24 protein-coding genes are annotated in these 26,282 nt (G+C 70.3%); 21 read left to right on the top strand and 3 right to left on the bottom strand.

What is annotated here, in order from left to right:
• Positions 1–11 precede the first annotated feature (11 nt).
• Positions 12–1,709 carry an MFS transporter gene (locus FB453_RS04295; protein WP_112603701.1) on the bottom strand — a complete coding sequence of 566 codons (1,698 nt, stop codon included), beginning with the start codon at positions 1,707–1,709 and terminating at the stop codon, positions 12–14.
• A 162-nt stretch (positions 1,710–1,871) separates the two neighbouring features.
• Positions 1,872–3,410 carry an aminotransferase class III-fold pyridoxal phosphate-dependent enzyme gene (locus FB453_RS04290; RefSeq protein ID WP_170158704.1) on the bottom strand — a complete coding sequence of 513 codons (1,539 nt, stop codon included), beginning with the start codon at positions 3,408–3,410 and terminating at the stop codon, positions 1,872–1,874.
• Positions 3,411–3,537: 127 nt separating this feature from the next.
• Here FB453_RS04290 and FB453_RS04285 point away from each other — a divergent pair, with 127 nt between their 5' ends.
• The 6 genes from FB453_RS04285 (at position 3,538) to FB453_RS04260 (ending at position 10,639) form a co-directional block, all read left to right on the top strand.
• Entirely contained in the window at positions 3,538–4,563 is a 1,026-nt protein-coding gene (locus FB453_RS04285; RefSeq protein WP_112603705.1) for a methyltransferase, read from the top strand.
• Between the two features lie 82 nt (positions 4,564–4,645).
• A complete protein-coding gene (locus tag FB453_RS04280) occupies positions 4,646–5,764 on the top strand; it encodes a sensor histidine kinase (RefSeq protein ID WP_145787603.1) in 1,119 nt (372 codons plus the stop codon).
• A complete protein-coding gene (locus FB453_RS04275; protein ID WP_145787601.1) occupies positions 5,761–6,420 on the top strand; it encodes a response regulator transcription factor in 660 nt (219 codons plus the stop codon). Before FB453_RS04280 ends, FB453_RS04275 begins: the two co-directional genes overlap by 4 nt.
• A gap of 105 nt (positions 6,421–6,525) precedes the next feature.
• On the top strand, positions 6,526–8,601 hold the full coding sequence (locus FB453_RS04270) for a multicopper oxidase family protein (RefSeq protein ID WP_186718030.1): 2,076 nt from the start codon (positions 6,526–6,528) through the stop codon (positions 8,599–8,601).
• Positions 8,602–8,689: 88 nt separating this feature from the next.
• Positions 8,690–9,811 (top strand): ScyD/ScyE family protein, encoded by a 1,122-nt coding sequence (locus FB453_RS04265; RefSeq protein ID WP_112581712.1) that lies wholly within the window; start codon positions 8,690–8,692, stop codon positions 9,809–9,811.
• Positions 9,812–9,940: 129 nt separating this feature from the next.
• The gene (locus FB453_RS04260; RefSeq protein ID WP_112581711.1) at positions 9,941–10,639 is read left to right on the top strand and encodes a response regulator; all 699 of its coding nucleotides are present in this window, start codon (positions 9,941–9,943) and stop codon (positions 10,637–10,639) included.
• A gap of 181 nt (positions 10,640–10,820) precedes the next feature.
• Here FB453_RS04260 and metK read toward each other — a convergent pair whose 3' ends face one another.
• Positions 10,821–12,008: a methionine adenosyltransferase gene (metK, locus tag FB453_RS04255; RefSeq protein WP_145787596.1), complete on the bottom strand. Its 1,188-nt coding sequence runs from the start codon at positions 12,006–12,008 to the stop codon at positions 10,821–10,823.
• A 211-nt stretch (positions 12,009–12,219) separates the two neighbouring features.
• Here metK and FB453_RS04250 point away from each other — a divergent pair, with 211 nt between their 5' ends.
• From FB453_RS04250 to FB453_RS04180, 15 genes are all read left to right on the top strand, one after another.
• On the top strand, positions 12,220–13,029 hold the full coding sequence (locus FB453_RS04250; protein ID WP_222431303.1) for an AfsR/SARP family transcriptional regulator: 810 nt from the start codon (positions 12,220–12,222) through the stop codon (positions 13,027–13,029).
• A gap of 81 nt (positions 13,030–13,110) precedes the next feature.
• On the top strand, positions 13,111–14,373 hold the full coding sequence (locus FB453_RS04245) for a beta-ketoacyl-[acyl-carrier-protein] synthase family protein (protein WP_091394937.1): 1,263 nt from the start codon (positions 13,111–13,113) through the stop codon (positions 14,371–14,373).
• Positions 14,370–15,590, top strand: a complete 1,221-nt coding sequence (locus FB453_RS04240) for a ketosynthase chain-length factor (RefSeq protein ID WP_145787593.1) — start codon at positions 14,370–14,372, stop codon at positions 15,588–15,590. The genes FB453_RS04245 and FB453_RS04240 overlap by 4 nt, the downstream gene beginning before the upstream one ends.
• The gene (locus FB453_RS04235; RefSeq protein WP_091394932.1) at positions 15,587–16,645 is read left to right on the top strand and encodes a methyltransferase; all 1,059 of its coding nucleotides are present in this window, start codon (positions 15,587–15,589) and stop codon (positions 16,643–16,645) included. The genes FB453_RS04240 and FB453_RS04235 overlap by 4 nt, the downstream gene beginning before the upstream one ends.
• A gap of 15 nt (positions 16,646–16,660) precedes the next feature.
• Positions 16,661–16,987 (top strand): antibiotic biosynthesis monooxygenase family protein, encoded by a 327-nt coding sequence (locus tag FB453_RS04230; RefSeq protein WP_091394929.1) that lies wholly within the window; start codon positions 16,661–16,663, stop codon positions 16,985–16,987.
• Positions 16,980–18,602, top strand: coding sequence for an FAD-dependent oxidoreductase (locus FB453_RS04225; protein WP_145787591.1), 1,623 nt, complete (start codon positions 16,980–16,982; stop codon positions 18,600–18,602). The genes FB453_RS04230 and FB453_RS04225 overlap by 8 nt, the downstream gene beginning before the upstream one ends.
• 4 nt (positions 18,603–18,606) lie before the next feature.
• Positions 18,607–18,948, top strand: coding sequence for a TcmI family type II polyketide cyclase (locus FB453_RS04220; RefSeq protein ID WP_112581708.1), 342 nt, complete (start codon positions 18,607–18,609; stop codon positions 18,946–18,948).
• The gene (locus tag FB453_RS04215) at positions 18,945–19,952 is read left to right on the top strand and encodes a class I SAM-dependent methyltransferase (protein ID WP_486480145.1); all 1,008 of its coding nucleotides are present in this window, start codon (positions 18,945–18,947) and stop codon (positions 19,950–19,952) included. The genes FB453_RS04220 and FB453_RS04215 overlap by 4 nt, the downstream gene beginning before the upstream one ends.
• A 3-nt stretch (positions 19,953–19,955) precedes the next feature.
• A complete protein-coding gene (locus tag FB453_RS04210; RefSeq protein WP_091394919.1) occupies positions 19,956–20,417 on the top strand; it encodes a cupin domain-containing protein in 462 nt (153 codons plus the stop codon).
• A complete protein-coding gene (locus FB453_RS04205; protein ID WP_091394916.1) occupies positions 20,414–20,671 on the top strand; it encodes an acyl carrier protein in 258 nt (85 codons plus the stop codon). Before FB453_RS04210 ends, FB453_RS04205 begins: the two co-directional genes overlap by 4 nt.
• Positions 20,672–20,675: 4 nt before the next feature.
• On the top strand, positions 20,676–21,146 hold the full coding sequence (locus FB453_RS04200; RefSeq protein ID WP_145787589.1) for an SRPBCC family protein: 471 nt from the start codon (positions 20,676–20,678) through the stop codon (positions 21,144–21,146).
• On the top strand, positions 21,143–22,804 hold the full coding sequence (locus tag FB453_RS04195) for an acetyl-CoA carboxylase carboxyltransferase subunit alpha (RefSeq protein ID WP_145787587.1): 1,662 nt from the start codon (positions 21,143–21,145) through the stop codon (positions 22,802–22,804). Before FB453_RS04200 ends, FB453_RS04195 begins: the two co-directional genes overlap by 4 nt.
• Positions 22,791–23,228 (top strand): biotin/lipoyl-containing protein, encoded by a 438-nt coding sequence (locus FB453_RS04190; RefSeq protein WP_145787585.1) that lies wholly within the window; start codon positions 22,791–22,793, stop codon positions 23,226–23,228. Before FB453_RS04195 ends, FB453_RS04190 begins: the two co-directional genes overlap by 14 nt.
• A 4-nt stretch (positions 23,229–23,232) precedes the next feature.
• Entirely contained in the window at positions 23,233–24,618 is a 1,386-nt protein-coding gene (locus tag FB453_RS04185; RefSeq protein ID WP_145787583.1) for an acetyl-CoA carboxylase biotin carboxylase subunit, read from the top strand.
• 82 nt (positions 24,619–24,700) lie between these two features.
• Positions 24,701–26,236, top strand: a complete 1,536-nt coding sequence (locus FB453_RS04180) for a peroxidase family protein (protein ID WP_145787581.1) — start codon at positions 24,701–24,703, stop codon at positions 26,234–26,236.
• Positions 26,237–26,282 lie beyond the last annotated feature (46 nt).

Here is a 26,282-nt window from a genome sequence, read left to right as displayed (position 1 = left end):
CTGGCGGCTTGTCACTGAGCGGGCTCGGGCTGGGTGGTCACGTTCCAATCGGGCTTGCTCGCCTCGGCCCAGGGCTCTTCGGGCCGGCGGGGCAGCAGGTAGACGAGAAGGAACGTGAGGATCACGCCGACCAGGACGGCGCCGACGGTCCACTGGACCGCCCGGTTGAAGTTGGTCTCCAGCGCCGACGTGGCCGCGCTGTCGAAGGCCGCGCCGACCGGACCCGGCGCCGAGTCCGCGCAGCCGGGCGGCGTGGCCGTCGGATCCGACGCGCGCGACTGGCGGATGAAACAGTCGGCGAAGGTGGTCGTCGCCGCGCTCGCCTCGGCCGGCGGCAGGCCCGCCGCCACGAGCGATGCCTGGAGCTCCGGGCTCGCCTTCTCCGCGGCGGTCCCCGAGTAGGAGCCGAGCGTCCCGAAGAGGACCACGCCGGCCACCGCGACGCCGATCGCCTGGCCGAGACGCTGGGCGGTGCCGAGCACACCGCTGGCCGCGCCCGCGTCCTGCCAGGGCACACCGGCCAGCACGATCTCGACGCTCGGCGCGATCACCAGGCCCGAGCCGAAGCCGGCGAAGAGCAGGGCTGGCAATAGCTCCAGGCCGGAACCCCACCAGTGGATCGTGGCGATGATGCCCACCATGCCGACGATCACGATGCCTGCGCCGAGCATCAGGACGCCACGACCGAGCGCCCGGGCGACGTTGTCGGAGATGGCCGCGCCGACCAGTGTGCCGAACGAGAACGGCAGCAGGATCAGGCCCGTCGTCAGGGCGGACTTCTCCAGGCCGATCTGCAGGTGCAGCGAGAGCGCGAAGAGCAGGCCGATGAAGCCCGCGAAGTAGCAGAGGCTGATGCCGACGCCGGCGGAGAACGAGCGGTGCGCGAAGAGGCGCATGCTCACCAGCGGGACCTGGGCGCGTCGGGCGCGGCGCAACTCCCACACCGCGAAGACGGCCAACGCGGGCAGCGCCGCTGCCATCGAGACGAACGTCCATGCCGGCCAACCCAGGCGCTGGCCCTCGACCAGGGGTACGGCCAGCAGCAGGACGGCGGCCGAGACGAGCAGCATGCCGATCACGTCGAGACCGCCGCGGCGGCCTCGCGACTCGGGCACCAGGATCAGCGCGGCGACGAACGTGGCCAGGCCGATCGGCACGTTGAGCAGGAACACCGGCCGCCAGTCCCAGCCGTTGAGGTCCCACGCGATCAGCAGGCCGCCGAGGAGCGGGCCGCTGGCGGTCGCGATGCCGCCGATGGCGCCGTAGATCCCGTACGCCTTGCCGGTCTCCTTCGCCGGGAACGTGGTCTGGATCAGCGCCAGCACCGGCGGGTTGAGGATGCCGGCCATCATGCCCTGCACCACCTGGAACGCGATCAGCTGGCCGGGTGTGGCCGCGAGCGCCGACGCCGCCGACGCGAGCGTGAACCCCGCGACGCCGATGAGGAACAGCTTGCGGTGGCCGAAGCGGTCGCCGATCCGGCCGGCGGGGATGAGCAACAGGCCGTAGCCGAGCGCGTAGCCGGCGATGACCCACTCCATGGCCGTGTACGTCGACCGGAGGTCGCGCTGGATCGGCGCGACCGCCACATTGACGATCGTCGTGGCCAGCAGAATCATGAATGCCCCGGCCAAAATGACGGCCAGGATCAGCCATCGGCGCGGATTGGGTGGGGCGGCGCTGCGTTCGTCGGTCCAGCTCTCCGTCATCGCGTTCCTCCTGAGGTCGGACGGGGGTCGACAGCGGACCCACCCTTCGACTACACGCCGTCGCGTACGATTAGTCAAGTACGGCTATTTGCGTATGACCTGTACGGCACATGAGGAGGGCCCGGGTCAGGAGCTGACCCGGGCCCGGTGACGCAGAGGTGGCTACGACCAGTTGGAGGAACCCGAACCCCACTCGGAGGACCCGGAGCCCCACGCGGACGTCGCCGGCCACGCCAGGTCGAAGGGGAAGTCGTTGGCGCGGAGCTCCAGCGTGCTCTCCAACACGGCGTCGGTCAGCCGGTCGACGTCGGCGTCGCTGTGAGCGCCGCCGGCGAAGAACATCGGCATGCCGAGCGTGTAGATGCCGCGCTTGCGCAGCAGCAGCGTGAGGATGAACGTCGCCGGGTTGAGTGCCCGCGAGTAGACCCGGTAGTCGGTGTAGGAGTCTTCCGGAAGGAACTGGAAGCACCCGATGTAGTCGCCGAACCCCACCATGCGCAGCGGGATCCCCTCGGCCGCCCGGAACGCGGCCAGCCGCGCCTGGACCCGGTCGACCTTGGCCTGCAGCTCGGTGTAGTAGGCGGGCCCCTTGTCGCGAAGCAGCTGGAGCGTGGCCAGCGACGCCGCCACCGACAGGTAGTTGCCGGTGTGGCTGCCCTGCAGGCCGGTCTTCTGGCCGAAGTCGGTCCAGGACTGCCCACTGGTCTGCGAGATGTCGAGGATGTCGGCCCGGCCACCGATCGCCGACAGCGGCAGCCCGAGCCCGCTGATCACCTTGCCGTAGGTGACGAGGTCGGTCGGGATGTCGAACTTCTGCGCGGCGCCGCCGAGTCCCGAACGGAAGCCCGTCAGCACCTCGTCGAGGATGAACGGCACCCCGAGCCGCCGGGCGGCCACCGCCACCTCGCGGATCATCGGGATCGTCGTCTCCTCGAACGGGAACGACGAAGCGGCCGGCTCGGCCAGGATGCAGGCCAACTCGCCCGCGTGGCGCTCGATCAACTCGACCGCGAGCGCTGTGTCGTTGGGCAGGATCAGCAGGTCGCGCGGCTCGGCCGGGGTGACGCCGGCGAACGCCGAGACCAGCGGAATGCCGTCCTTGCCGATCTCCGGGAACGGCACCGCGGGATGCCCGTGATACCAGGGCGCGGTGTTGTGGACGGCCAGGTCGTGGGACCCGTGCAGGGTGCCCTCGAACTTGGCGACCATCCGCCGCCCGGTGTGCGCACGGCAGAGCCGGATCGCCGACTGGGTGGCGCCCGTACCCGAGTGTTGGAAGGCGAACTTCTCGTTGTGCGGGAGGATCTCCCGCAGCAGCGTCGCCAGCTCCAGCTCCAACGCGTTGGTGTAGCCGTTGCCGGTGCCCTTGCCGAGGTGCTCGCGGACGAAGTCGACGACCGGCGCCGGGTTGTGCCCGTGCAGCGCCTGAGCGCCGTATCCCATGTGGCAGTCGAGGTAGTCGTTGCCGTCGATGTCGGTCAACGTCGATCCGCTCGCGGTGGCCGCGATGACCGGAAACGGCGGTGCCTGGAACGGCCAGAACACGTGCGCGGCGGCGTCGACCGCCCTCAGTTGCTCGACGTGCGCGGCCGAGGCACCCTGGCGCGCGCCGATCTCGCCGAACAGCTCGTAGACCCACTTCTGCTGCATGAGGTCCTGAATGACCTCGATCGCTCCGCGCTCCTGGTGGCTGGCGCCCATCGTGTCCCCTTCGCATGGCGGCCGTGACAGGCGCAGCCTGCGCCCGTCCACTCGAACCCGGCTGGAGAACCGGTCGATCGACGCGGCTTCGAGCCGGTCTCGAGCGCCGTCGTCGAAGCTCGCCGCCATGACGGAAAATCGGGTCAATCTCTACTCGCTGACCGACACGATCACGCCGTGGGCAGTGCGGGCCGCGGCGACGCTCGGCCTCGCCGACCTGATCGCCGCGGGCACCACCACGCTCGACGAGCTCGCCGCGGCGACGAAGGCCAATCCCGACGCGCTGCACCGGCTGCTGCGCTACCTCTCGGTCCGCGGCGTCTTCAAGGAGACCGAGCCGCGGGTGTACGCCCTGACGGAGGCCGCCGAGTTCCTCAAGACCGACCACCCCGCCGCCCAGCGTCCCTGGCTCGACGTCGACTCGATGGCCGGCCGGATCGAGGGCACGTTCAGCTCGCTGACCCACTCGATCCGCACCGGCGACGCGGCGTACCCAGTGCGTTACGGCATCGAGTTCTGGGACGACCTGGCCACCAACCCCGACCGGGCCACGTCGTTCGGCGCGCTGATGGCCACCCACGCGAGCTACTTCGACCAGGTCGTCCAGGGCTACGACTGGAGCACCGTCAACCACGTCGTCGACGTCGGCGGTGGCACCGGTGCCCTGCTCACCGAGATCCTCAAGGCCCAGCCGCACCTGCGCGGCACAGTGGTCGACCTGCCGGGCGTCGTCGAGCAGGGCCGGGCCCGGTTCGAGGCGGCGGGCATCGCCGACCGCGCCGAAGTGGTCAGCGGGAGCATCTTCGACCCGCTTCCGGCCGGCGCCGATGTCTACATCCTGTCGAACGTTCTGCACGACTGGAACGACAGCGCCGCCGAGAAGATCCTCCAGCGGGCGGCGGACGCGATCGGCACGACCGGAAAGGTGCTGATCGTGCAGATCCTCGTGAAGGACGAGAACGACAACTTCCCCGATGACCCGGCTCGGCTGATGTTCATCACCCAGATGGACCTGCGCCTCCTCTCGCTCATGGCGGGCAAGGCGAGGACCTGGCGCGAGTACGCCGAACTGGGCGAGAAGGCCGGGCTCCAGGTGGCGGGCAGCACGGTGATCCCCACCGGGCAGACCCTGCTCTCGCTCCGCCGCGGCTGAGCCGACGGGCCCCTTGCTGACGGTTTCCGGTTGGGAAGGGGCCCTCGCTAACGGACCGTGCGCGCGTCGTACCGTTGCGGACATGAACCCGGCCATCCGACGAATCGCGATCGATGCCCTCATCGCGATCGTCGTCGCGGCCGTGGTGGCGGTGGCGATCCGGGTCGCCGACGAGCCCGGCGCCCGGCCGCCGGACGTGCGCGCCTACGCGATCGGCGCGGTGATCGGGCTGCTGCTGGTCTTCCGGCGCCGCTGGCCGCTGCTGGTGCTGGTCGGCTCGGTCACCGCGCTGATGATCTACTACGCGCTCGAGTATCCGGGCATCCCGCCCGCCCTCCCGCTGGCCGCCGCGCTCTTCTCCGTGGCGGCCGCCGGCCGGTTCACCTGGGCGCTCGTCGTCGCCGGGTTCTTCGTCGTCCTTGAGCTGATCATGCGGTACACGCTGCTCGGCGAGGGTTTCTTTCCCGCCCTCTCGGCCACCCTCGAAGAGGGCTCGCTGCTCGCGGCCGTGGTGCTGCTCGCCGAGACGATCCGCACCCGCCGGGTCCGGCTGGCCGAGGCACAGCAGCGTCTCGCCGTGATGCGCCAGGAGCGTCAGCACGAGGTCGCTCAGGAGCGGCTCCGCATCGCCCGCGAGGTCCACGACGTGCTCGGTCACACGATCGCCGCCATCAGTGTGCAGGCGAGCCTCGCCGACGACATCTTCGACAGCAAGCCGGCCGAGGCGCGGGCCGCATTGCGGAGCATCCGGGGCGCGGCACGCGACGCCATGCACGAGGTCCGCTCGGCGATCGGCATGCTCCGCGACGCCGGGGAGGTGCCCGATCTGGCCCGCGTCTTCGCGGTCGCCGAACAGGCCGGCGTGAAGGTGCGATCGGGGATCGCCGGCACCCCGCGCCCGATCCCACCGGAGGTGGCGCTCTCGGTCTACCGGATCGTGCAGGAGTCGATCACCAACACGGTCAAACACGCCGAAGCGTCGACCGTCGACGTCACCATCGCCTACGCGGGTGACGCCGTCACTGTGGAGATCGTCGACGACGGGGTCGGGTCCGGGGCGAGCCAGCGGGGGCACGGGGTGGCCGGCATGCGGGAACGGGCCACGGCCGCCGGTGGGTCGCTTGAGGCCGGGCCTCGGCCGCAGGGCGGGGGGTTCCGAGTGGCCGCGCGGCTGCCGGTCGAGGTGGAGGAGACAGCGTGACGATCCGGATGGTGCTGGCGGACGACCAGACACTCGTGCGGGCCGGCTTCCGGGGCCTGCTCGACCACAGCGACGACCTGGAGGTGGTCGGTGAGGCATCCAACGGCGCCCAGGCTGTCGAGATGGTCGCCGCGACCCGGCCGGACATCGTGCTGATGGACGTGCGAATGCCGGTGCTCGACGGCGTGCGGGCCACGGCCGCGATCGTCGAGCGGTTCCCGGCCGTGCGGGTCATTGTCCTGACCACCTTCGAGCTCGACGAGTACGTCTTCGAGGCGCTGCGCGCCGGCGCGAGCGGGTTCCTGCTCAAGGACATCGAGCCCGACGAGCTGCGCCAGGCGGTGCGGGTGGTGGCCGGCGGCGACATGTTGATCTCGCCGCGGGTGACGAGCCGTCTGGTGAGCGCGTTCGTCAGCAAGGTCGCGCCGACGCCGGTCGACGGCGGCCGGCTGGCGGTGTTGACCGACCGCGAGCGCGAGGTGATGAGCCTGGTGGCCAGCGGGCTGACGAACGAGGAGATCGGGCGTCGGCTGTCGATGAGCCCGGCCACGGCCCGTACCCACGTCCACCGGGCCATGGTCAAGCTCCGCGTCCGCGACCGCGCGCAACTCGTCGTCCTCGCCTACCAGACGGGGCTCGTCACGCCCGGCAGCTGACTACGGCACTTGTTTCGCAGGCGGTGCCGGCTACGGCGATCGCCGTACGCATCGGGCGTTCCTCAACGGATGCCGCGGGGTGCGCATCCTTCGTATGTTGGCGTCATGTTTGAGGTCGGAGAGAACGCCGATGGGATCCTGGCCGGGGTCCTGTTCCTGATCTGGCTGTCCGCGGCGATCCTCGCCACGCGGCTGGCCTGGCGGCCGACGCCCGAGGCGCTGCGCAAGAGCGCCCGTCGGCTGCTGCGTCTGCTCGTCGCCGCGCTGGTGGTGCTGGTCGTCAAGTGCGTCGCGATCGGGCTGATGCTCGCCGTCGACTGGATCTTTGCCGACAACCGCGTGATCGTGCAGATGCCGCTCCTGCTGCTGCCGATGCTGGCCGTCGTCATCTGGACCGTGCCGGGCCTGCGCGCCCTGGCCAACCGTGACGACGCACCGGTCGACGTCGAGACGCGCTCCGCCGCCGCCGATCCCCGATTCGTCGTGCCGGTCCAGGTGACGGCCGTAGCGACGGTCGTTGGCGTCTACTTCGCGTACGTGTCCCGTCCGGTCCCGTCCTACCTCGACGACATCGCGACCCACGCCGCGCCGATCCTGCTGTCGGTGGTGGTGCTGTGGTTCTGGCAGGTGCGTCGCCTGCGGGTCGTCACCGCGACCGGCTTCGCACGCCGTGGCCGGCGTGCCAGCGCCCTGCGCGCCACCGCACAGGCCGCCGTCGTGGTGCTCGTCGTCGCCGCCGGCATCACCTACGTGGCCCAGAGCAGCAGGCTGCCCGACCGGATGTCCATGACGTCCCACGACAACGTCGACTACGGTGGCGGCCCCTCGATCGGTCACGGTGGTCACGGCGGGACCTCGGTCGACGACCTGCGCGGGCCGCGGACCGGCAAGCCCAACAAGGCCTTCACACTGACCGCGAAGAACGCAACGGTACGGCTCTCGTCGGGCACCGAGATCAAGGCGCTGACGTACAACGGACAGTCGCCCGGGCCGGAGCTGCGGGTCCGCGAGGGAGACCTCGTCGAAGTGACGCTGCACAACGAGATTCCCGACGAGAACGTGACCATCCACTGGCACGGCCTCGACGTCCCCAACGGTGAGGACGGCGTGGCCGGGGCGACGCAGAACGCGGTGGAGCCGGGCGGCAGCTTCACCTACCGGTTCATCGCCGAGCAGGTCGGCACGTTCTGGTACCACACCCACCAGAACCCGCTCGAGGCGATCCGGCGAGGTCTGTTCGGCGCGCTGATCGTCGAGCCGCGCGACGGCCCACCCCCCGGCGAGCGTGACTTCGTCGTGCAGGCCCACGAGTGGCGTACGCCGGACGACAACATCGTCTCGTTCGGCACCAGCGACACGCTGCAACGCCAGGAGGTTGCCCCGGGCACGCCGGTGCGACTGCGTCTGATCAACACCGACAACAACCCGTCCACCGACAGTCGTCCGCGGGCTCTGACTGTCAACGGCACGCCGGTGCGGGTGGCGGCGATCGACGGGGTCGACGTCAACGGCGCGACCCCGCTGACCGACCCGCGGTTCGGGTTGGCGACCGGTGGACGCTACGACGTGACGTTCACGATGCCGGCGGGTCCGGTGCGCCTGACCGACCTCGCCAACCGCGACGGCGGGCTGGTCCTGGCGCCACCGGGTGACACCTCGACGCCGAAGATCGTCGACGACGGGGACCAGTTCGACCCGCTCTCGTACGGTTCTGGTGGCTCCCGGCCCTTCGACGCCGGCTCGTCGTACGACCGCTCGTTCACCCAGCTCCTCGACGACCGGCTGTCCTTCTACAACGGGGGGCTCCACCTGGTGCCGATCATCAACGGGCACAGCTTCCCCAACACGCCGACGCTCATGGTTCGAATGGACGACGTGGTCAAGGTGCGGATCGTCAACCGCAGCCACCAGAACCACCCGATGCATCTGCACGGCCATCACGCGTTGGTGCTGTCCCGCAACGGGGTCCGCGCGACCGGGTCACCGTGGTGGATCGACAGCCTCGACGTGATCCCCGGCGAGATCTACGAAATCGGCTTCAAGGCGGACAACCCGGGGCTCTGGATGGACCACTGCCACAACCTCGACCACGCGGCCAACGGCATGGTGATGCACCTCGCCTACGAGGGCGTGACATCCCCCTATGAGCTGGGGCGCGGCACCCCCAATCAGCCGGAGTAGGCGAACCTGTCGAGCCTTCCTCCACCGGGCCTCGAGGCAACGACGGCAGCGTCGTTCGCATCCGAACCCCGCATGCTGAGGAGAACCCATGCTCGACGCGATGCGACGAACGTTGTCGCTGGCTGTGCCGCTGGTACTGGTGGCCGGCATTGCCGCGCCCGCCACTGCGGCCACCTCGACCACTGGGCGACTGACCGTCGTCGCCCGCAACCTCGACAACCCTCGCGGTGTCGCCATCGACCGGGCCGGCACCGTCCACGTCGCCGAGGCCGGGCTCGGCGGCGACGACGTGTGCATCCCCGGCACGTTCGGCACCAACCTCTGCTACGGCTCGACCGGTGCGATCACGGCGGTTCGTCACGGCTGGCAGAAGCGAGTCGTGACGGGTCTGCCGTCGCTGCGCAGCACCGGCGGCGGCTTCTCCGTCTACGGGGCCCACGACCTGGCCTTCGACCGGCAGGGCAAGCTCCTGGTGGCGATGGGCTACAGCACCGACCCGGTCTCGCGCGACCTGCTCGGTGCGGCCGGGGCCACGATGGGGACGATCCTCCGGGTCGAGGGGAAGCGCCGCTGGTCGGTCGTCGGCGACCTCTCAGCCTTCGAGGGGCAGAACAACCCCGACGGGGTCATTCCGGAGAGCCAGCCGTACGCCGTGGTCGCCGACGGGCGTGACGTCTACGCGCTCGACGCGGCCGCCAACGACGTGCTCAGGATCGACCGCCGTGGCGTTGTCACTGCCGAACACGTGTGGCCGCAGGAGCAGGTTCCGGCGCCGCCGGAGTGGGGCCTGCCGCCCGGCTCGACGACGCCGATCCAGTTCGTGCCGGTCACCATCACCCGCGGGCCGGACGGTGCCTTCTACATCGGACAGCTGACCGGGCACCCCTTCCCGAACGGTGGCGCGCGGGTGTGGCGGCTGGTGCCCGGGCAGGAGCCGACGATCTTCGCGACCGGCTTCACCAACATCATCGACATCGCGTTCGACAAGCGGGGCCGACTGGTAGTGCTGGAGATCGCGAAGAACGGGCTCAGCTCCGGGGACTCCACCGGTGCGTTGATCCGGGTGGAGCGCGACGGTAGCCACCGGGAGCTGGCGAGCACCGGCCTGGACTCTCCGATGTCGTTCGCCATTGCTTCCGACGGCAGCTTCTACATCGCCAACAAGGGCCTCGGCATCGGCGAGTTGGTCCGTCTGTCCACACGAGACTGACAGAATCGCGCGGCGATCGTGGCGTTCTTCGTGTCGGGAGGACGCCACGATAGCTGTGGCGTCACACGTCCGCGATACGGTGCCAATCGTGTGCACGCTGGCGGCGGGGGATGGGGTCTGGGGGTTAGGTTGACGCGGTCCGACGGCGGGTCTTCCGCCGGCGCCACCACCATCCTCATAGTCGACGACCACGCTCTCGTCCGCGAGGGGCTGCGCTGGGTGCTCGAGGTGCACGCCGACCTCGACGTGGTCGACGAGGCGGGCGACTCGGCCACCGCGGTCGCCAAGGCTGCGTCGGAGCGCCCCGACGTGGTGTTGCTCGACGTCGAGATTCCCGGCGATGACCCGGTGGTCACGGTGCGCCGCATCCGTGAGGTGTCGCCCGACAGTGCAGTCGTCATCCTCAGCATGTATGACAGCCCTGACCTGCTGCGCCGTCTGATCGCCGCCGGGGTGCGCGCCTACCTGCTCAAGAGCGTGGGTCGTGAGGAGCTGGTCGCCGCGATCCGCAAGGCACGCGACGGCAGCGGCTCGGTGCTGCTCTCGGTCTCCGGTCAGAGCCTGGTGCAGGTGCAGAACGCGGAGTCGGCCATCCTGTCCCACGTCGAGCTGGAGATCCTGCAACTCGCGGCCGAGGCGATGACCAATGCCCAGATCGCACGGCGACTCGACCTGACCGAGGCCACTGTGAAGAGCCACCTACGTCGCATCTTCGCGAAGCTCGGCGCGGTCTCCCGCATCGACGCGGTCAACAAGGCGGTGGCAGCGTCACTGGTGACGCTGCCACACGACCGGTTGGTGCCACGCCCGCGCCGCCCGCCATTCTAGGGCCTGTTTCATAAGAACTGGCCGGCCTGCGGCGGGCCCGGACGACGACCGGCGGCGTTGCGGTTTCGTCCGGATACAACACCGGTATCCGGACGAAACCGCGCCTTGCCGGATCGCCGCCCGGACTCCGCCTCGGCTCGACCGCCCTTATGAAACAGGCCCTGGCGGTCGGCGACGTTCCTCAACAAGCGGCCTTGAGGTCGGCGGCGCGGTCCGTGCGCTCCCAGGTCAGGTCCGGGAGTTCACGGCCGAAGTGGCCGTAGGCGGCCGTCTGCTGGTAGATCGGACGCAGGAGGTCCAAGTCGCGGATGATCGCCGCCGGGCGCAGGTCGAAGACCTCGCCGATCGCCTTCTCGATCCGGTCGAGCGGCACCGTCTCCGTTCCGAACGTCTCCACGAACAGGCTCACCGGGTGGGCCTTGCCGATCGCGTAGGCCACCTGCGCCTCACACCGTTCGGCCAGGCCCGCGGCGACCACGTTCTTCGCCACCCACCGCATCGCGTACGCCGCCGAGCGGTCGACCTTCGACGGGTCCTTCCCCGAGAACGCGCCACCACCGTGCCGGGCGTACCCGCCGTAGGTGTCGACGATGATCTTCCGTCCGGTCAGGCCGGCGTCGCCCATCGGGCCACCGATCTCGAACCGCCCCGTCGGGTTGACCAGCAACCGGTAACCCTCGGTGTCGAGGTCGAGCGCCTCCAGCTCCGGCGTGATCACGTGGTCCCGGATGTCGGGGGCGAGCAGTTCGTCGAGGGAGATGTGGGCGGCGTGCTGCGTGGAGACCACGACGGTGTCGAGCCGGACCGGGCGTAGGCCGTCGTACTCGACGGTGACCTGGGTCTTGCCGTCCGGCCGCAGGTAGGGCACCGTGCCGTCCTTGCGGACGGCGGCCAGCCGACGGGCCAGCCGATGGGCCAGCGCGATCGGCAGCGGCATCAGCTCCGGCGTCTCCGAGCAGGCGAAGCCGAACATCATGCCCTGGTCGCCGGCGCCCTGGGCGTCGAGACCACCGCCGGACGAACCGTCGCGCAGCTCGATCGCCGTGTCGACGCCCTGCGCGATGTCGGGCGACTGGGCGCCGATCGAGATGCTGACGCCGCAGGATGCGCCGTCGAAGCCCTTCTTCGACGAGTCGTACCCGATGCCCAGGACCGTTTCCCGCACGATGCGCGGGATGTCGGCGTAGGCCTGCGTGGTGACCTCGCCCGCGACGTGGACCTGGCCGGTGGTGATCAGGCTTTCGACGGCGACCCGGCTGTGCGGGTCCTGCACCAGTAACGCGTCGAGGATCCCGTCGCTGATCTGATCGGCGATCTTGTCGGGATGACCTTCGGTGACCGACTCGGAGGTGAAGAGGCGGCGCGACATGTGTGACTCCTAACCCGAGGGGCGTGGGGGCCCGGCGAGTCTTCCCGCCCCTGGTGGAGGTTGCCTGGAGGAAGCATCGAGCGATCAAAGGGGTATCCGCCGTACAACTTTCGACACACATCGATCCTCGGAAGAACCCGCGATGTCGCTACCTGCGGTCGTTCCGACACGCCCCGCTCATCCATAGCTTGAGAACGTCTCGACGAGTGCTATGGGGAATGGGGGGACCACTGTGGTCAGGTACGAGATCCTCGGGTCGCTGGAAGTGATCCACGACGGCCGGATCTGCACGCCGACGCCGCCGAAGGTGCGGACCGTGTTGGCGCTGCTGGTGATGCGGGCCAATCGGGTCGTTCTGGTCGACTCGATAATCCGGGAGCTGTGGGGTGACGATCCGGCGCGCAGCGCCGTCACCACCGTGCAGACCTACATCTACCACCTGCGCAAGCTCTTCGCGAAAGAGGGGATTGAGACTCCGGACCGGACCGTGCTGGAGAGCCGTGCCCGCGGCTACCTGCTCAGGGTGGAGCCGGGCCAGCTCGACGCCGAGGTGTTCGAGTCGATGCTCGACCAGGGCCGCTCACACATCGAGTCGGACCGGCCCGAGGAGGGCGCCGAGGTGCTGCGGCGGGCGCTGGCCATGTGGACGGGGCCGGTGGGCGCCAACGTGACGTTCGGGCCGGCGTTGGAGGCGCACGCGATCCACCTTCAGGAGCAGTGGATCCGTGCGCTGGAGCTGCGCATCCAGGCCGACATCACGCTCGGCCGCCACCGCGAGCTGATCGGCGAGCTGCGCTATCTCGTGGGCACGTACCCGCTCAACGAGTGGTTCCACCGCCAGCTCATCGTGGCGCTCAGCCGCTCGGGGCGCCGTGGCGAGGCGTTGCAGGCGTACCACCACCTGCGCCGGGTGCTCAGTGAGGAGTTGGGCCTGGACCCTTCGCCTGACCTCCAGCGGCTCCAGCGGGAGGTGTTGGCAGCCGGCGGGCCACTGCGCCCGGGGCTTGCCAGGGCCTCGTGACAGGCCCTCGACCGACGCTCCAGCGCCGTTCGACCGGCCGTCCCTAGCTTTCACACGGACATCGCGGCCAGGAGGTCTTCCATGACGAGCACATCCGACCGTCGGGTGGTCATCACCGGGATTGGCGTCATCGCCCCCGGTGGACTGGGCACCAAGGCGTTCTGGGAACTGTTGACCGCTGGCCGCACGGCCACCCGTACCCTGTCGTTCTTCGACGCCACCCCCTTCCGGTCGCGGGTGGCCGCGGAGGCCGACTTCGACCCGGTCGCCGAGGGCCTGTCGCCGCAGGAGGTCCGCCGGATGGACCGGGCGGCCCAGATGGCCGTGGTCTGCACCCGGGAGGCGCTGGCAGACAGCGGCTTCGAGGTCGCCGACCCGACCCGGGTCGGCGTCAGCGTCGGCACGGCGGTCGGGGCCACGATGAGCCTCGAAGAGGAGTACGTCGTGGTCAGCGACGGCGGCCGGAAATGGCTGACCGACCACCGGTACGCCACCCCGCACCTCTACGACTATCTGGTGCCGAGCTCGTTCGCCCGTGAGGTGGCGTGGTCGGTCGGGGCGGAAGGTCCGGCGACGGTGGTCTCCACCGGCTGCACGTCGGGCCTCGATTCGGTCGGCCACGCCCGGGAGCTGATCCGGGAGGGCTCGGCCGACGTGATGATCGCCGGCGCGACCGACGCCCCGATCTCGCCGATCACTGTGGCCTGCTTCGACGCGATCAAGGCGACCACGGCCCGCAACGACGACCCGACGCACGCCTCGCGGCCGTTCGACAACAGTCGCGACGGGTTCGTTCTCGGCGAGGGTTCGGCGATGTTCGTCCTCGAAGAGCTCGAACACGCCCGCCGGCGAGGTGCCCAGATCTACGCCGAGCTGGTCGGGTTCGCCTCGCGCTCCAACGCCTTCCACATGACCGGCCTGCGGCCCGACGGGCGGGAGATGGCCGAGGCGATCCGCGTCGCGCTCGCCGATGCCCGGCTGCCCGGCGACGCCGTCGACTACATCAACGCGCACGGCTCGGGTACGAAGCAGAACGACAGGCACGAGACGGCGGCGTTCAAGCGGAGCCTCGGCGATCACGCGTACCGCACCCCGGTCAGCTCGATCAAGTCCATGATCGGCCACTCGCTCGGCGCCATCGGCTCGATCGAGATCGCGGCGTCGGCCCTGGCGATCAAGCACGGGGCGGTGCCACCGACGGCCAACCTGCACGAACGCGACCCGGAGTGCGATCTCGACTACGTGCCGCTCACCGCCCGTGAGCAGCAGACCGACGTGGTGTTGAGCGTGGGCAGCGGGTTCGGCGGCTTCCAGAGCGCGATGCTCCTGGCGCGTGTGGCATGACCACTGTCGTCACCGGGGTCGGGGTGGCAGCGCCCAACGGCTTGGGCCGCGACGCCTTCTGGGCGGCCACCGTCGCCGGGGTGGGTGGCATCGGGCCGATCAGCCGTTTCGACCCCTCGGGTTACCCCGCCCAGTTGGCCGGCGAGGTTCCCGGATACGAGGCGGCCGATCACATCCCGAGCCGGCTCATGGCGCAGACCGACCACATGACCCGGCTGTCGCTGACGGCGGCGCAGTGGGCGCTGGCCGATGCGTCGGTCGACCCGTCGGCGCTGCCCGAGTTCGGCATGGGTGTCGTCACGGCCAGCGCGTCGGGCGGCTTCGAGTTCGGCCACCGTGAGCTGGAGAAGCTCTGGAGCAAGGGTTCCGAGCACGTCAGCGCCTACCAGTCGTTCGCCTGGTTCTACGCAGTCAACACCGGCCAGATCTCGATCCGCCACGGGATGCGTGGGCCGACCGGGGTGCTCGTCACCGAGCAGGCGGGTGGGCTCGACGCGGTGGCACAGGCCCGGCGCCAGGTGCGCAAGGGCGTGCAGCTCGTGATGACCGGCGGTGTCGACGCGTCGCTCTGCCCGTGGGGCTGGACGGCCCAGCTCGCCAACGGCCTCCTCAGCACGGGGCGCGATCCGGCCACGGCGTTCCTGCCGTTCGACGCCAACGCGTCGGGTTACGTGCCGGGCGAGGGCGGGGCGATCCTCGTGCTGGAGGACGAACACGCCGCTGCCCGGCGCGGGGCCGCCGTCTACGGGGTGATCGCCGGATACGGCGCGACGTTCGACCCACGGCCCGGCTCCGGCCGCCCACCGGGACTGCGTCGGGCGGCCGAGATGGCAGTGACCGACGCCGGTCTCACACCGGCCGACATCGACGTCGTCTTCGCCGACGGCGCCGGTGTCGCCGAGCTCGACCGCGTCGAGGCCGAGGCGATCACCGCGGTCTTCGGCCCGCGCGGGGTGCCGGTGACCGCGCCCAAGACGATGACCGGCCGGCTCTACTCGGGCGGGGCGGCGCTCGACCTCGTCTCCGCGCTGCTGTCGATCCGGCACGGTGTCATCCCGCCCACCACCAACATCCGCCAGCCGGCCGAGGGCCTGCACCTCGACCTGGTGCGCGACGTCGCGCGGGAGACACCCGTACGCGCGGCGCTCGTCCTCGCCAGGGGCTACGGCGGGTTCAACGCGGCCATGGTCGTGACCGACGAAAGGAATGGACGATGACCGACGCCAGCCTCGCCGCCGTCGCGAACTTCGACGAGCAGCAGGCACTTGACCTGCGTGAACGGCAGATCGCGGTGCTGGGAAGCGCCAAACAGATCGCCAACGTGATCTACGTGGTCACCGAGCTCGGCGTGGCCGACCTGCTCGTCGACGGACCGGTGCCGGTCGCCCAACTGGCGGCGGCGACCGAGTCGCACGAGGACGCGCTGCGGCGGATCCTGCGCGCGGCCTCCGCTGTCGGCATCTTCGACGAGCAGGAGGACGGGTCGTTCGCGCTCACCCCGCTCGGTGAGGGGCTGACGTCGGCCCGGATCGGCGGGCTGCGGCCGATGGTGCAGTTCAGCGGGGCCGACTTCAACCGCCTCCCGTACGCGGAGATCCTGCACAGCGTCCGCACCGGCGAGCCGGCCTTCAACAAGGTCTTCGGCATGGGCTTCTACGACTACCTCCAGGCCCACCCGGAGGCCAACCGGTTCTTCGAGGGCTTCATGGCCCACTGGAGCCGGCGACTCGCCGACCGGTTCGCGGCGGAGTTGGCGCCCGAGCGGTTCGGCCGGATCGCCGACATCGGCGGCAGCAACGGCTACTTCCTGGCCAAGATGCTCCAGCGTCACCCCGAGGGCACAGGTGTTCTCTTCGACCTGCCCGAGGTGGTGGCCGATGCCGAACCGCTGCTCAAGGAGCACGGTGTCACCGAGCGGGTCGAGGTGCGGGGCGGCGACTTCTTCACCGACGAGCTACCGGCCGGTGCCGACGCGTACATCCTGAAGTCGATCGTCCACAACTGGCCGGACGACACCTGCGTCACGCTGCTGCGTCGGATCCGCGCGGCGATCGGCGACGCCGACTCCCGCCTCATCGCGATCGACCAGATCGTGCCGCCGCGCAACCAGTGGGACCACGCCAAGATCATCGACATCGACATGCTGGTGCTCTTCGGCGGCAAGGAGCGCGACCTCCGGGAATGGCAGGCGCTGTTCACCGCGTCCGGTTTCGAGCTGGTCAACACCCCCGCATCCCGCGGCTGGGCCCTGCTCGAAGCGCGTCCGATCTAGGAAAGGAAGCCCGCAATGGCACACATCGGCATCGACCAGCCGGTCGTGACGATGGTCAACATCTTCACCGTCGAGCCGGCCAACCAGCAGAAGCTCGTCGACATCCTGATCGAGGCGACCGACGCGGTGATGTCCAAGGTCGACGGGTTCGTGTCGGCGAACATCCACGCGAGCCTCGACGGGACCCGGGTCGTCAACTACGCGCAGTGGAAGAGCGAAGAGCACTTCACCGCGATGCTCCAGAACCCCGAGGTCCACCCCCACTTCGGCGAGGTACGCGCGATCGCCACGCCGGAACGCCACCTCTACAAAGTCGTCTACACGGAGGACGCTCATGTCTGACGGAAGCACCGACGTCCTGATCGTCGGCGGCGGCCCGGTCGGCCTGTCGACCGCGCTCTTCCTGGCCCGCAAGGGGATCCGGCCGATCGTGGTCGAACGTCGGCCCCGGCTGTCGACGATCCCTCGCGCGACCGGTCTGCACGCCCGCACTGTGGAGATCTTCCGCACCGTCGGCCTGGAGCCGGCAGTGCAGCAGGCCGGCATGAAAATCGTCGGGCCGGGCGCCGAACTCGACCTCGTCCGCGCCGGCCGCGCCACGCCACTGGTCATGCTCGGCGCCCAGTCCCTGGCCGACCTCCACAAGTCCTTCGTCATGGAGGCGCACGACGTCGACTATGACAAGTTCACGCCGAGCTGGCCGATCTGGTGCGGCCAGGACCACTACGAGCCGCTGCTTCACGACGCCGCCGTCGAGGCGGGCGCGGAGATCCGCTTCCAGAACGAGCTGGTCGGGCTGACCCAGGACCAGGACGGGGTGACCGCGACCGTCAACGACAACGGCACGACACGCACCATCCGGGCGCGCTACGTCGTCGGGGCCGACGGCGTGAAGAGCCCCGTCCGCGAACTGCTCCAGATCGGGAACCGCAGCAACGGCGTCGCCGGGAACTTCGTCAGCATCATCTTCCGCGCCAAGGTCGACCTGCCCGAGTCGGCACCCCGGTTCACGCTGATCTACCTGATGAACCAACTGGCCCAGGGTCTGCTGCTCTTCATCGAGCCGGGGCGGTGGATGTTCGGCGTCAACTACTACCCCGAGCGGGGGCAGTCGCCGGCCGACTTCACCCCGGAACGCTGCGTCGAGCTGGCCCGGATCGCGGCCGGTGACCCCGAGCTGGAGGTCGAGGTCGAGTCGGCCCAGCCCTGGGACGCGCGGCACATGGTCGCCGACGCGTACCAGTCAGGGCGGGTCTTCCTCGCCGGCGACGCCTGTCACGCCCACCCGCCGGCCGGCGGCTTCGGCGTCAACGCCGGCATCCAGGACGCGCACAACCTGGCGTGGAAGCTCGCCGACGTGCTTCACGGGCACGCCGACGAGAGCCTGCTCGACTCCTACGAAGCCGAGCGTCGTCCGGTCGGCGCGGCGACCGCCGACCAGGCGTGGATGCTCTTCCGCACCCGGGGTCAGCTCGCCGACGAGGACAAGGCCGCCTACCGGGACTTCGTCATCGTGACGATGGGCTACCGCTACACCTCGAACGCGATCGTCGGCGCGCCCGCCGACACCGAGCTGCTGCCCCGCGAGCTGACCTTCACCGGCCAACCCGGATCGCGTGCCCCGCACGGCTGGGTCGACCAGGACGGCGCTCGGGTCTCCACTATCGACGTGCTGACCGAGGGCTGGACGTTGGCCACGGCTCCCGGCGACGACGCCTGGCTTGCGGCGGCCGAGGCGGTCTCGGCGGAGACCGGGCTTCCGATCAAGGCGCTGACCGCCGGTCCCGGCGGTGACCTCGCCGACGACGGCTCGTGGCTCGCGAGCTGCGGCGTCGGCCCCGGCGGGGCGCTGCTGGTACGCCCGGACGGCATCGTGGCCTTCCGCAGCGCCGGCCCGGTCGACGACCAGGCGCAGACCCTGACCGCCGCCCTGGCCACGATCCTGCGGGGAGCGTGAGCACATGTCCTACCGCGCCCTCATGGTCATGCGGATGGCCCCCGGTCACGCCGACGCGGTCGCCGAGCTCTTCGCCGAGCACGACAAGGGCGACATGCCCTACGTCGTCGGCATCTCGCGGCGCACGCTCTTCCAGTACCAGGACCTCTACATGCACCTGCTCGAAGCCGACACCGACGTCTTCGACAAGCTCCTCGCGGCCCGAGCCCGCGCGGACTTCCAGGAGGTCAACCGGCGCCTCTCGGCCTACCTGCAGCGCTACGCGCCGGACAGCATGACCGAGTTGCAGGACTCGAAGGCCACGCCCTTCTACACCTGGAGCCCCGAGACAGGGAGCATCACGTGACGCTGACCCGCCGCGACATCAACGACATGATGCAGGCCTACAAGAAGACGAGCCTGCTGCGTACCGGGGTGGAGCTGGGCGTTTTCGATGCGCTCGCCGCCGGCCCGGCCACGGCCAGCGGGCTCGCTCCGAAGCTCGGCATCCACCCGCGGGGCGCGCGCATCCTGCTCGACGCGCTCACCGCGATCCGCCTCACCGACCGGACCGGCGAGCACTTCTCGCTCACCCCGGCGGCCGCCGACCACCTGGTCAGCACCCGTCCCGACTACCTGGGCGGAATGGTCAAGGTGATGTCGAGCGACTGGGAGTGGGACGCGCTGCGCGACCTCAGCGCCGCCGTACGGGCCGGCGGCACCGTCCTCGACGTGCACGCCGAGACCCCGGAGTACACCTACTGGGAAGACTTCGCCGCGTACGCGACGAAGGTCGCCCAGCCGACCGCCGAGGTGATGGCCGAGGCGCTCGCGCCGTGGACGAAGGAGCGCGCCGAACTCGACATCCTCGACGTCGCCTGCGGCCACGGCGTCTACGGCTACACGCTCGCGCAGCACAACCCGCAGGCGACCGTGGCCTCGCTGGACTGGCCCAACGTGCTCGCCGTGACGGAGAAGCACGCCGAGCGGCTCGGCGTGCGCGACCGGGCGTCGTTCCTGCCGGGTGACATGTTCACCACCGATCTCGGTGGCCCCTACGACGTCGTGCTGCTCACCAACGTCACCCACCACTTCTCCGAGGAGCGGGTGCATGAGCTGGTGAACCGGCTCGGTTCCGTGGTCAAGCCGGGTGGCCGGCTGGTCATCGTCGGCTTCACCACGGGCGACGAGTCGCCGGCACTGGACCCGGCGCCGTACCTCTTCTCGGTGCTGATGTTGGTCTGGACCTTCGAGGGAGAGTCGCACTCCGTCGCCGCCTACAACCGGGCCCTCGCTGCGGCGGGCTTCGGCCCGGCCACCGTCCACCCGACGGACCTGCCGTTCCGAGTGCTCGTCGCAGAGAAGGGATGATCCATGCATCGGCAACCGATCGTGAAGGTCGCCGCCACCGACGTGCCCGGCATCAACCGGATCGGCGGCGAGGTGCGGATCCTGCTCAGCCCGAAGACCGTCGACGCGACGGAGGGCTTCATGGGCACGGTCCGCCTGGAGCCGGGCGAGTTCCTGGCGGAGCAGTACAACCCGTACTCGGACAAGTTCTGTTATCTGGTGCGCGGCGAGGTCGTGATCCGGGTCGACGGCGCGGAGGTCAAGCTCGCGGCCGACGAGGCCCTCATGGTCCGTCGCGGCCAGCGGCACCGCATCGTCAACGCCGGTGGCGAGACCGCGCTGATCGTGTTCCAGATCAGCCCGCTCGCGCCGCGCCCCGAGCTGGGCCACGTCGACACCGAGGAGGTCCCGCACCCCGAGTCGCCGGTCCCGCAGGTCGGCGGCGTGCGCGACGGGTGGCAACGACCGACGGGAGGAAACTCATGAGCCAGCTGACCCTCGACGACCTGCGTCGGATCCTGGAGACCAGTTCCGGTGTGGTCGAGCAGACCGACTGGGCCGATCCGGCGACGCTCGACGCGCCGTTCGACGACCTCGGCTACGACTCGCTCGCGCTGTTGGAGCTGGCGGCGCGGGTGCAGCAGGAGTACGAGGTGCGCATCCCCGACGACGCCGTGTCGATCATGAAGACGCCGCGGCTCGCCGTCGACTACGTCAACCAACGACTCGCGGATCGGTGACCCCATGGCCGGACACACGGACAACGCGGTCGTCATCAACGCACCGTTCGACCTCGTCTGGGACCTGACCAACGACATCCCCAACTGGCCCTCCCTGTTCAGTGAGTACGCCAGCACGGAAGTGCTCTCGACGTCCGCCGACGGGGCCGTCGTCTTCCGCCTTACCATGCATCCCGACCCGGCCGGCCGGATCTGGAGCTGGGTCTCCGAGCGGGTGCCCGACCGCAGCGACCGGGTGGTGCGGGCACGGCGGCTGGAGACGGGCGCCTTCAAGTACATGAACCTGTTCTGGGAATACACCGAGATCCCGGACGGCGGCGTGCGGATGCGGTGGGTACAGGACTTTGAGATGCGGCCGGGCGGGCACGCCGACGACGAGGGCATGACCGCCCACCTCAACCGGACCACACGTGAGCAGCAGGCACGCATCCGGGAGATCGTGGAGAAGGCCGCGGCCGAACGCGGGCAGTCATGACCGCCACCGTCAACACGCCCGTCGGCAAGAGCTGGCTGATCTGCCCAGGCTGCCGGGCGCTGCTCTACCAACGTCGGGTCGAGCGCAACCTGGGCGTCTGCCCGGAGTGCGACCACCACGACCAGGTCACCGCACACCAGCGGATCGAGCAGCTCTTCGATCTCGACTCGGTCGAGGAGCTGCCGCCGGTCGGTGCCTTCGGTGATCCGCTCGGGTTCGTCGACACCAAGCCTTACCCGCAACGGATCGAGGCGGCCCGTCGGCGCACCGGGCTCGACGAGGCGGTCGTCTGCGTCCGGGGCGCTGTCGAGGGGCAGCCGTTGATCGCGGCGGTCATGGACTTCCGGTTCCTCGGCGGCAGCCTCGGCACGGGCGTCGGCGAGCGGATCACCCGGGCCGCCGAGTTGGCGCTCGAAACCCGTACGCCGCTGCTGATCGTCAGCGCCTCCGGCGGCGCCCGGATGCAGGAGGGCGTGCTGTCGCTCATGCAGATGGCCAAGACGAGCGCGGCGCTCGGGGCCCTCGACGAGGCCGGGGTGTTGACGATCTCGCTGGTCAGCGACCCGACCTACGGTGGCGTCGCGGCATCGTTCGCGACGCTCTGCGACGTCATTCTCGCCGAGCCGGGGGCGCGCCTCGGCTTCGCCGGGCCGAGGGTCATCCAGCAGACGCTGCGTCAGCCGCTGCCGGCCGGCTTCCAGACCGCCGAGTACCTCTTCGCCCGCGGCATGCTCGACGACCTGGTGCCCCGGTCGAACCTGCGGTCGACCATCGGCCGGTTGCTGGCCTTCGCGGGGGCCGACCGGTCCGCGCCGGATCCTTACCCGGTACGGGCCACCACGCCCCCCGAGTCGGCGGACCCGTGGGCGGTCGTGGCGCTGTCCCGCGACCTCGGCCGACCCTCCACACTCGACTACATCGGCCACTTCGTGGACGGTTTCGTGGAGCTGCACGGCGACCGGCTGGCGAGTGACTGCCCGGCGATCGTCGGCGGCGTCGGTCTGATCGACGGCCGGCCCACAGTGGTGATCGGCCACCAGAAGGGCCACACGGTCGCCGAGGTGGCCAGCCGCAACTTCGGCATGGCGACACCGGCCGGCTATCGCAAGGCGGCCCGGCTGATGCGCCTGGCCGAGAAGCTCGGCACGCCGATCGTGACGCTGATCGACACGCCCGGCGCCTACCACGGCATCTCCGCGGAGGAGAACGGGCAGGCCCTCGCCATCGCCGACAGCATCCGGTTGATGGCCGGGCTGACGGTCCCGGTCGTCGCCATCGTGACCGGCGAGGGCGGCAGCGGAGGCGCGCTCGCCCTCGGCGTCGGCAACCGGGTGCTGATGCTCGCCAACGCCACGTACTCGGTGATCAGCCCGGAAGGCTGCGCCGCGATCCTCTGGAACGACTCCGGTCGGGCCGACGAGGCCGCCGCGCAGCTCAAGCTCCAGGCCGGCGACCTGCTGTCGCTCGGCATCGTCGACGGGGTGGTTCCCGAACCACCCGGAGGGGCACCGGCCGATCCCGGGGCGACCGCGTCAGCCGTACACCGGGCGGTTGTCGACGCGTTCGCGGAGTTGGCCGGTCTCAACCGCGAGGAGGTGCGGGCCCATCGTCGGGCCCGCTTCCGACAGATCGGAGGTTTGACGAATGCCGGAGGGTAACGCCGACCCGCTGGATGCCGCGGTCCGCAGTCTCGCGCGGCTGATCGGGTCGACGCCAGGTCCGGTCCGCCGCGCCCGGCTCCAGCACGGCGATCTGGTGGTCGAGGTGGAGTGGCCGGACGGCGCACCCGGGATGGCGGCGGTCCCGGCGGTTCCGCCGGTGGAGGCCGACGCCGGTCTGCACTACGTGTGCGCGCCGATGGTCGCGACGCTCTACCTCGCGCCCTCGCCCGGGGCCGACCCGTTCGTCAGTGAGGGCGACCAGGTCGTGCCCGGCCAGCAGGTCGCGATCCTCGAAGCGATGAAGATGATGATCCCGGTCGAAGCCGACCGCGCGGGCGAGGTCGTGAAGGTGCTGGTACCCAACGCGACCCCGGTCGAGTACGGCGAACGGTTGATCGCCTTAGCTGTGTCGGAGGGCTGACCCAGTGTTCGAGTCGGTGCTGATCGCCAACCGGGGCGAGATCGCGGTCCGGATCGCCCGGACCTGCCGGGAGATGGGGCTGCGTACCGTGGCGGTCTACTCGACCGTCGACCGGGACTCGGCGGTGGTGCGCCTGGCCGACGAAGCCGTCCAGATCGGGCCGGGTCCCAGCCGGCGCAGCTACCTGAGCGCTCCCGCCATCATCGAGGCGGCCCGCCGCACCGGGGCCGACGCCATCCACCCGGGCTACGGATTCCTCTCCGAGGACCCGGACTTCGCCGAGATCTGCGAGGCCGACGGGATCACGTTCATCGGGCCGCCGCCCGCCGTGATGGCAGCGCTGGGCGACAAGGCCCGGACGCGGGGCATCATGGCGGGCCTCGGCCTGCCCGTACTCCCCGGCACTACCGACGCCGTCGAGTCGGCGGCCCACGCCCGCGCGGTCGCCGACGAGATCGGCTTCCCGCTGATCATCAAGGCGGTCGCCGGTGGCGGCGGTCGGGGCGTACGGGTCGTCCGCGACCCGGCCTCGTTCCTTGGCGAGTTCGCCGCCGCGCGGGCCGAGGCGCAGCTGCTCTTCGGCGACAACCGGGTCTACATCGAGCGCTACCTCGAGTCGGCCCGGCACGTCGAGGTGCAGGTGCTCACCGACCGCTACGGCAACGGCATCCACCTCGGCGCGCGCGACTGCTCGGTGCAGCGGCGTCACCAGAAGCTGATCGAGGAGTCGCCCGCGCCCGGGTTGCCGCAACACATGGTCGACCGGATGACCGCCGCCGCGGTCACCGGCGCGCTCGGTGTCGGCTACGTGGGCGCGGGCACCTTCGAGTTCCTGGTCGGCGGTGGGGACGACTTCCACCTCATGGAGGTCAACTGCCGGCTCCAGGTCGAACACCCGGTTTCCGAGCTGGTGACCGGCGTCGACCTGGTGCGGCAACAGATCCTCGTCGCGGCCGGCGAACGGCTCGCGCTGACCCAGGCCGACGTGACGCCGCGCGGCACCGCGATCGAGTGTCGCCTCAACGTCGAGGATCCGGCACGCGGCTTCGTACCGACGCCGGGTGAGCTGACCCGCTTCGACCTGCCCGCCGGCCCGTTCGTCCGCGTCGACACGCACGGGTACGCCGGCTACCGGGTCCCGGCCGACTACGACTCCCTCCTCGCGAAGGTGGTCGTCTGGGCGCCCGACCGCACCCAGGCCCTGGCCCGAATGGCCCGAGCCCTCGACGAGTGCGCCGTCGAAGGGCCAGGTGTGGCCACCACCCGCGACTTCCTCCGATCGACGCTCGACCACCCGCTGTTCCGCGCCGCGAAACACGACACCTCGCTGGTCGACACCATGCTCACCGGGCTCCAGCCGGACACCACCGAAGCTCCAGGGCGCCACTAACCGAAGGGTTCACACTGCTGCCGGTTCGCGGGTTTACGGCCCGTGCGTCCACGCGGGCGCCCGCGGACGGAAGGTGGCCGACATGGCAATTGACAACGCTTCTCGAGGTGTCAGCCGACGGCGATTATTGGCCGGAGTCGGCGCGGGGGCGCTCGTGGCCGGCACCGGGGGAATCCTGCTCGACGCGACGCCCGCGGCGGCCGCGTTCTCCAACCGGTTCGGCCGGATGTTCCCGTCGCTGCCGGCGTTCGGGTCCGCGACGACCCAGATGCGGAACGCGCTGATCGACCTGTCGCGCGTCGGCGGCCCGATGGACGCCCGCGACCCGCTCAACGTCGGCGCGGAGGCGCTCGCCGACCAGCAGCAGCACAGCATCAACAACCCCGACAACTTCTCGATCCCGCAGGGCATGACGTACTTCGGGCAGTTCGTCGACCACGACCTGGCCTTCGAGACGACGGCGCCGCTGGGTACGCCGGTCGACCCGACCACGGTGCCGAACCCTCGGACGCCGGCCCTCGACCTCGACTCGCTCTACGGTGGCGGGCCGACCGGGAACCCTGAGCTGTACAACTCCGCCGATCCCGCCAAACTCAAGATCGAGTCGGGTGGGCGCTTCGAGGACCTGCCGCGCAACTCCAGTGGCAGGGCGATCGTCTTCGACGTCCGCAACGACGAGAACCTGCCGATCGCGCAGATCACTGCCGCGTTCATCCTCTTCCACAACCGGGTGGTCGACCTGGTGCGCGCACAGGGCACACCGGCGGCACAGGTCTTCGCCGCCGCCCGGCAACTCGTCACCTGGCACTACCAGTGGATCGTGCTCAACGAGTTCCTTCCGCTGATCGCCGGCCCGGGCACGGTCTTCACAGTGCTCAACGGTGGCCGCCGCTTCTACCGACCGGAGCCGAACGCGACGTTCATCCCGGTCGAGTTCACCGCGGCGGCGTTCCGCTTCGGCCACAGCCAGCCGCGGCCGGCCTACCTGGTCAACCGCACCGGCAACGGTGGCGACGAGTTCTACGCCATGCTCTTCGACCCGGCGCTGAGCGGCGCCGACCCGGCCGACCTGCGCGGCGGGAAGCGGGCCGCCCGTCGTTACCTCGACTACCAGTTCTGGTTCCAGTTCTTCGACGGCCAGGTGCGCTGGAGCAAGTGGATCGACGTCCGCAACTCGACGCCGCTGTTCGGCTTCCCGCTGCCACCGCCGCCGTCCGGCTCGCCGTCGGCCAACCTGCTCGGACGCGACCTGCTCCGTCAGCTCACCTTCGGCATCCCGTCGGGCCAGCGGATCGCCGCCCACATCGGGGCGCCCGCACTGGGCAGCTTCAACTTCCCGGAGCTCAGTGGGTACGGCCTCGGCCTGGACTCGAACACCCCGCTCTTCTACTACATCCTCAAGGAGGCACAGCTCCAGGCCGGCGGAGGGTCGTTGGGCGCGGTAGGTGGGCGGATCGTGGCAGAGGTGCTCATCGGCATCGCCCAGCTCGACCCGGCGAGCTACCTGAAGGTGCAGCCCAACTGGCGTCCGACCCTGCCGGCCCGCTTCTCGGGCCAGTTCACGATGGCCGACCTGCTCACGTACGCCCGGGTCGACCCGGCCAGCCGCAACTCCTGACGGCGCCTGCTCCGCACCCGGGCCCGGGTGGCCCGGTGTGCGGAGC

Source organism: Micromonospora sp. CNZ322, assembly GCF_007827755.1.
Note: the sequence above shows the minus strand (reverse complement) of the source record. Positions and strands in the feature narration are given on the sequence as shown.

Bases quoted from the DNA above. Each gene is read 5' to 3' on its own strand.
- FB453_RS04240 (WP_145787593.1), top strand. From the start codon at position 14,370: ATGACCACTGTCGTCACCGGGGTCGGGGTGGCAGCGCCCAACGGCTTG.
- FB453_RS04295 (WP_112603701.1), bottom strand. From the start codon at position 1,709: ATGACGGAGAGCTGGACCGACGAACGCAGCGCCGCCCCACCCAATCCG.
- FB453_RS04245 (WP_091394937.1), top strand. From the start codon at position 13,111: ATGACGAGCACATCCGACCGTCGGGTGGTCATCACCGGGATTGGCGTC.
- FB453_RS04235 (WP_091394932.1), top strand. From the start codon at position 15,587: ATGACCGACGCCAGCCTCGCCGCCGTCGCGAACTTCGACGAGCAGCAG.
- FB453_RS04200 (WP_145787589.1), top strand. From the start codon at position 20,676: ATGGCCGGACACACGGACAACGCGGTCGTCATCAACGCACCGTTCGAC.
- FB453_RS04205 (WP_091394916.1), top strand. From the start codon at position 20,414: ATGAGCCAGCTGACCCTCGACGACCTGCGTCGGATCCTGGAGACCAGT.
- FB453_RS04230 (WP_091394929.1), top strand. From the start codon at position 16,661: ATGGCACACATCGGCATCGACCAGCCGGTCGTGACGATGGTCAACATC.
- FB453_RS04180 (WP_145787581.1), top strand. From the start codon at position 24,701: ATGGCAATTGACAACGCTTCTCGAGGTGTCAGCCGACGGCGATTATTG.
- metK (WP_145787596.1), bottom strand. From the start codon at position 12,008: ATGTCGCGCCGCCTCTTCACCTCCGAGTCGGTCACCGAAGGTCATCCC.
- FB453_RS04250 (WP_222431303.1), top strand. From the start codon at position 12,220: ATGGGGAATGGGGGGACCACTGTGGTCAGGTACGAGATCCTCGGGTCG.
- FB453_RS04270 (WP_186718030.1), top strand. From the start codon at position 6,526: ATGTTTGAGGTCGGAGAGAACGCCGATGGGATCCTGGCCGGGGTCCTG.
- FB453_RS04280 (WP_145787603.1), top strand. From the start codon at position 4,646: ATGAACCCGGCCATCCGACGAATCGCGATCGATGCCCTCATCGCGATC.
- FB453_RS04210 (WP_091394919.1), top strand. From the start codon at position 19,956: ATGCATCGGCAACCGATCGTGAAGGTCGCCGCCACCGACGTGCCCGGC.
- FB453_RS04220 (WP_112581708.1), top strand. From the start codon at position 18,607: ATGTCCTACCGCGCCCTCATGGTCATGCGGATGGCCCCCGGTCACGCC.
- FB453_RS04190 (WP_145787585.1), top strand. From the start codon at position 22,791: ATGCCGGAGGGTAACGCCGACCCGCTGGATGCCGCGGTCCGCAGTCTC.
- FB453_RS04195 (WP_145787587.1), top strand. From the start codon at position 21,143: ATGACCGCCACCGTCAACACGCCCGTCGGCAAGAGCTGGCTGATCTGC.
- FB453_RS04265 (WP_112581712.1), top strand. From the start codon at position 8,690: ATGCTCGACGCGATGCGACGAACGTTGTCGCTGGCTGTGCCGCTGGTA.
- FB453_RS04285 (WP_112603705.1), top strand. From the start codon at position 3,538: ATGACGGAAAATCGGGTCAATCTCTACTCGCTGACCGACACGATCACG.
- FB453_RS04225 (WP_145787591.1), top strand. From the start codon at position 16,980: ATGTCTGACGGAAGCACCGACGTCCTGATCGTCGGCGGCGGCCCGGTC.
- FB453_RS04290 (WP_170158704.1), bottom strand. From the start codon at position 3,410: ATGGGCGCCAGCCACCAGGAGCGCGGAGCGATCGAGGTCATTCAGGAC.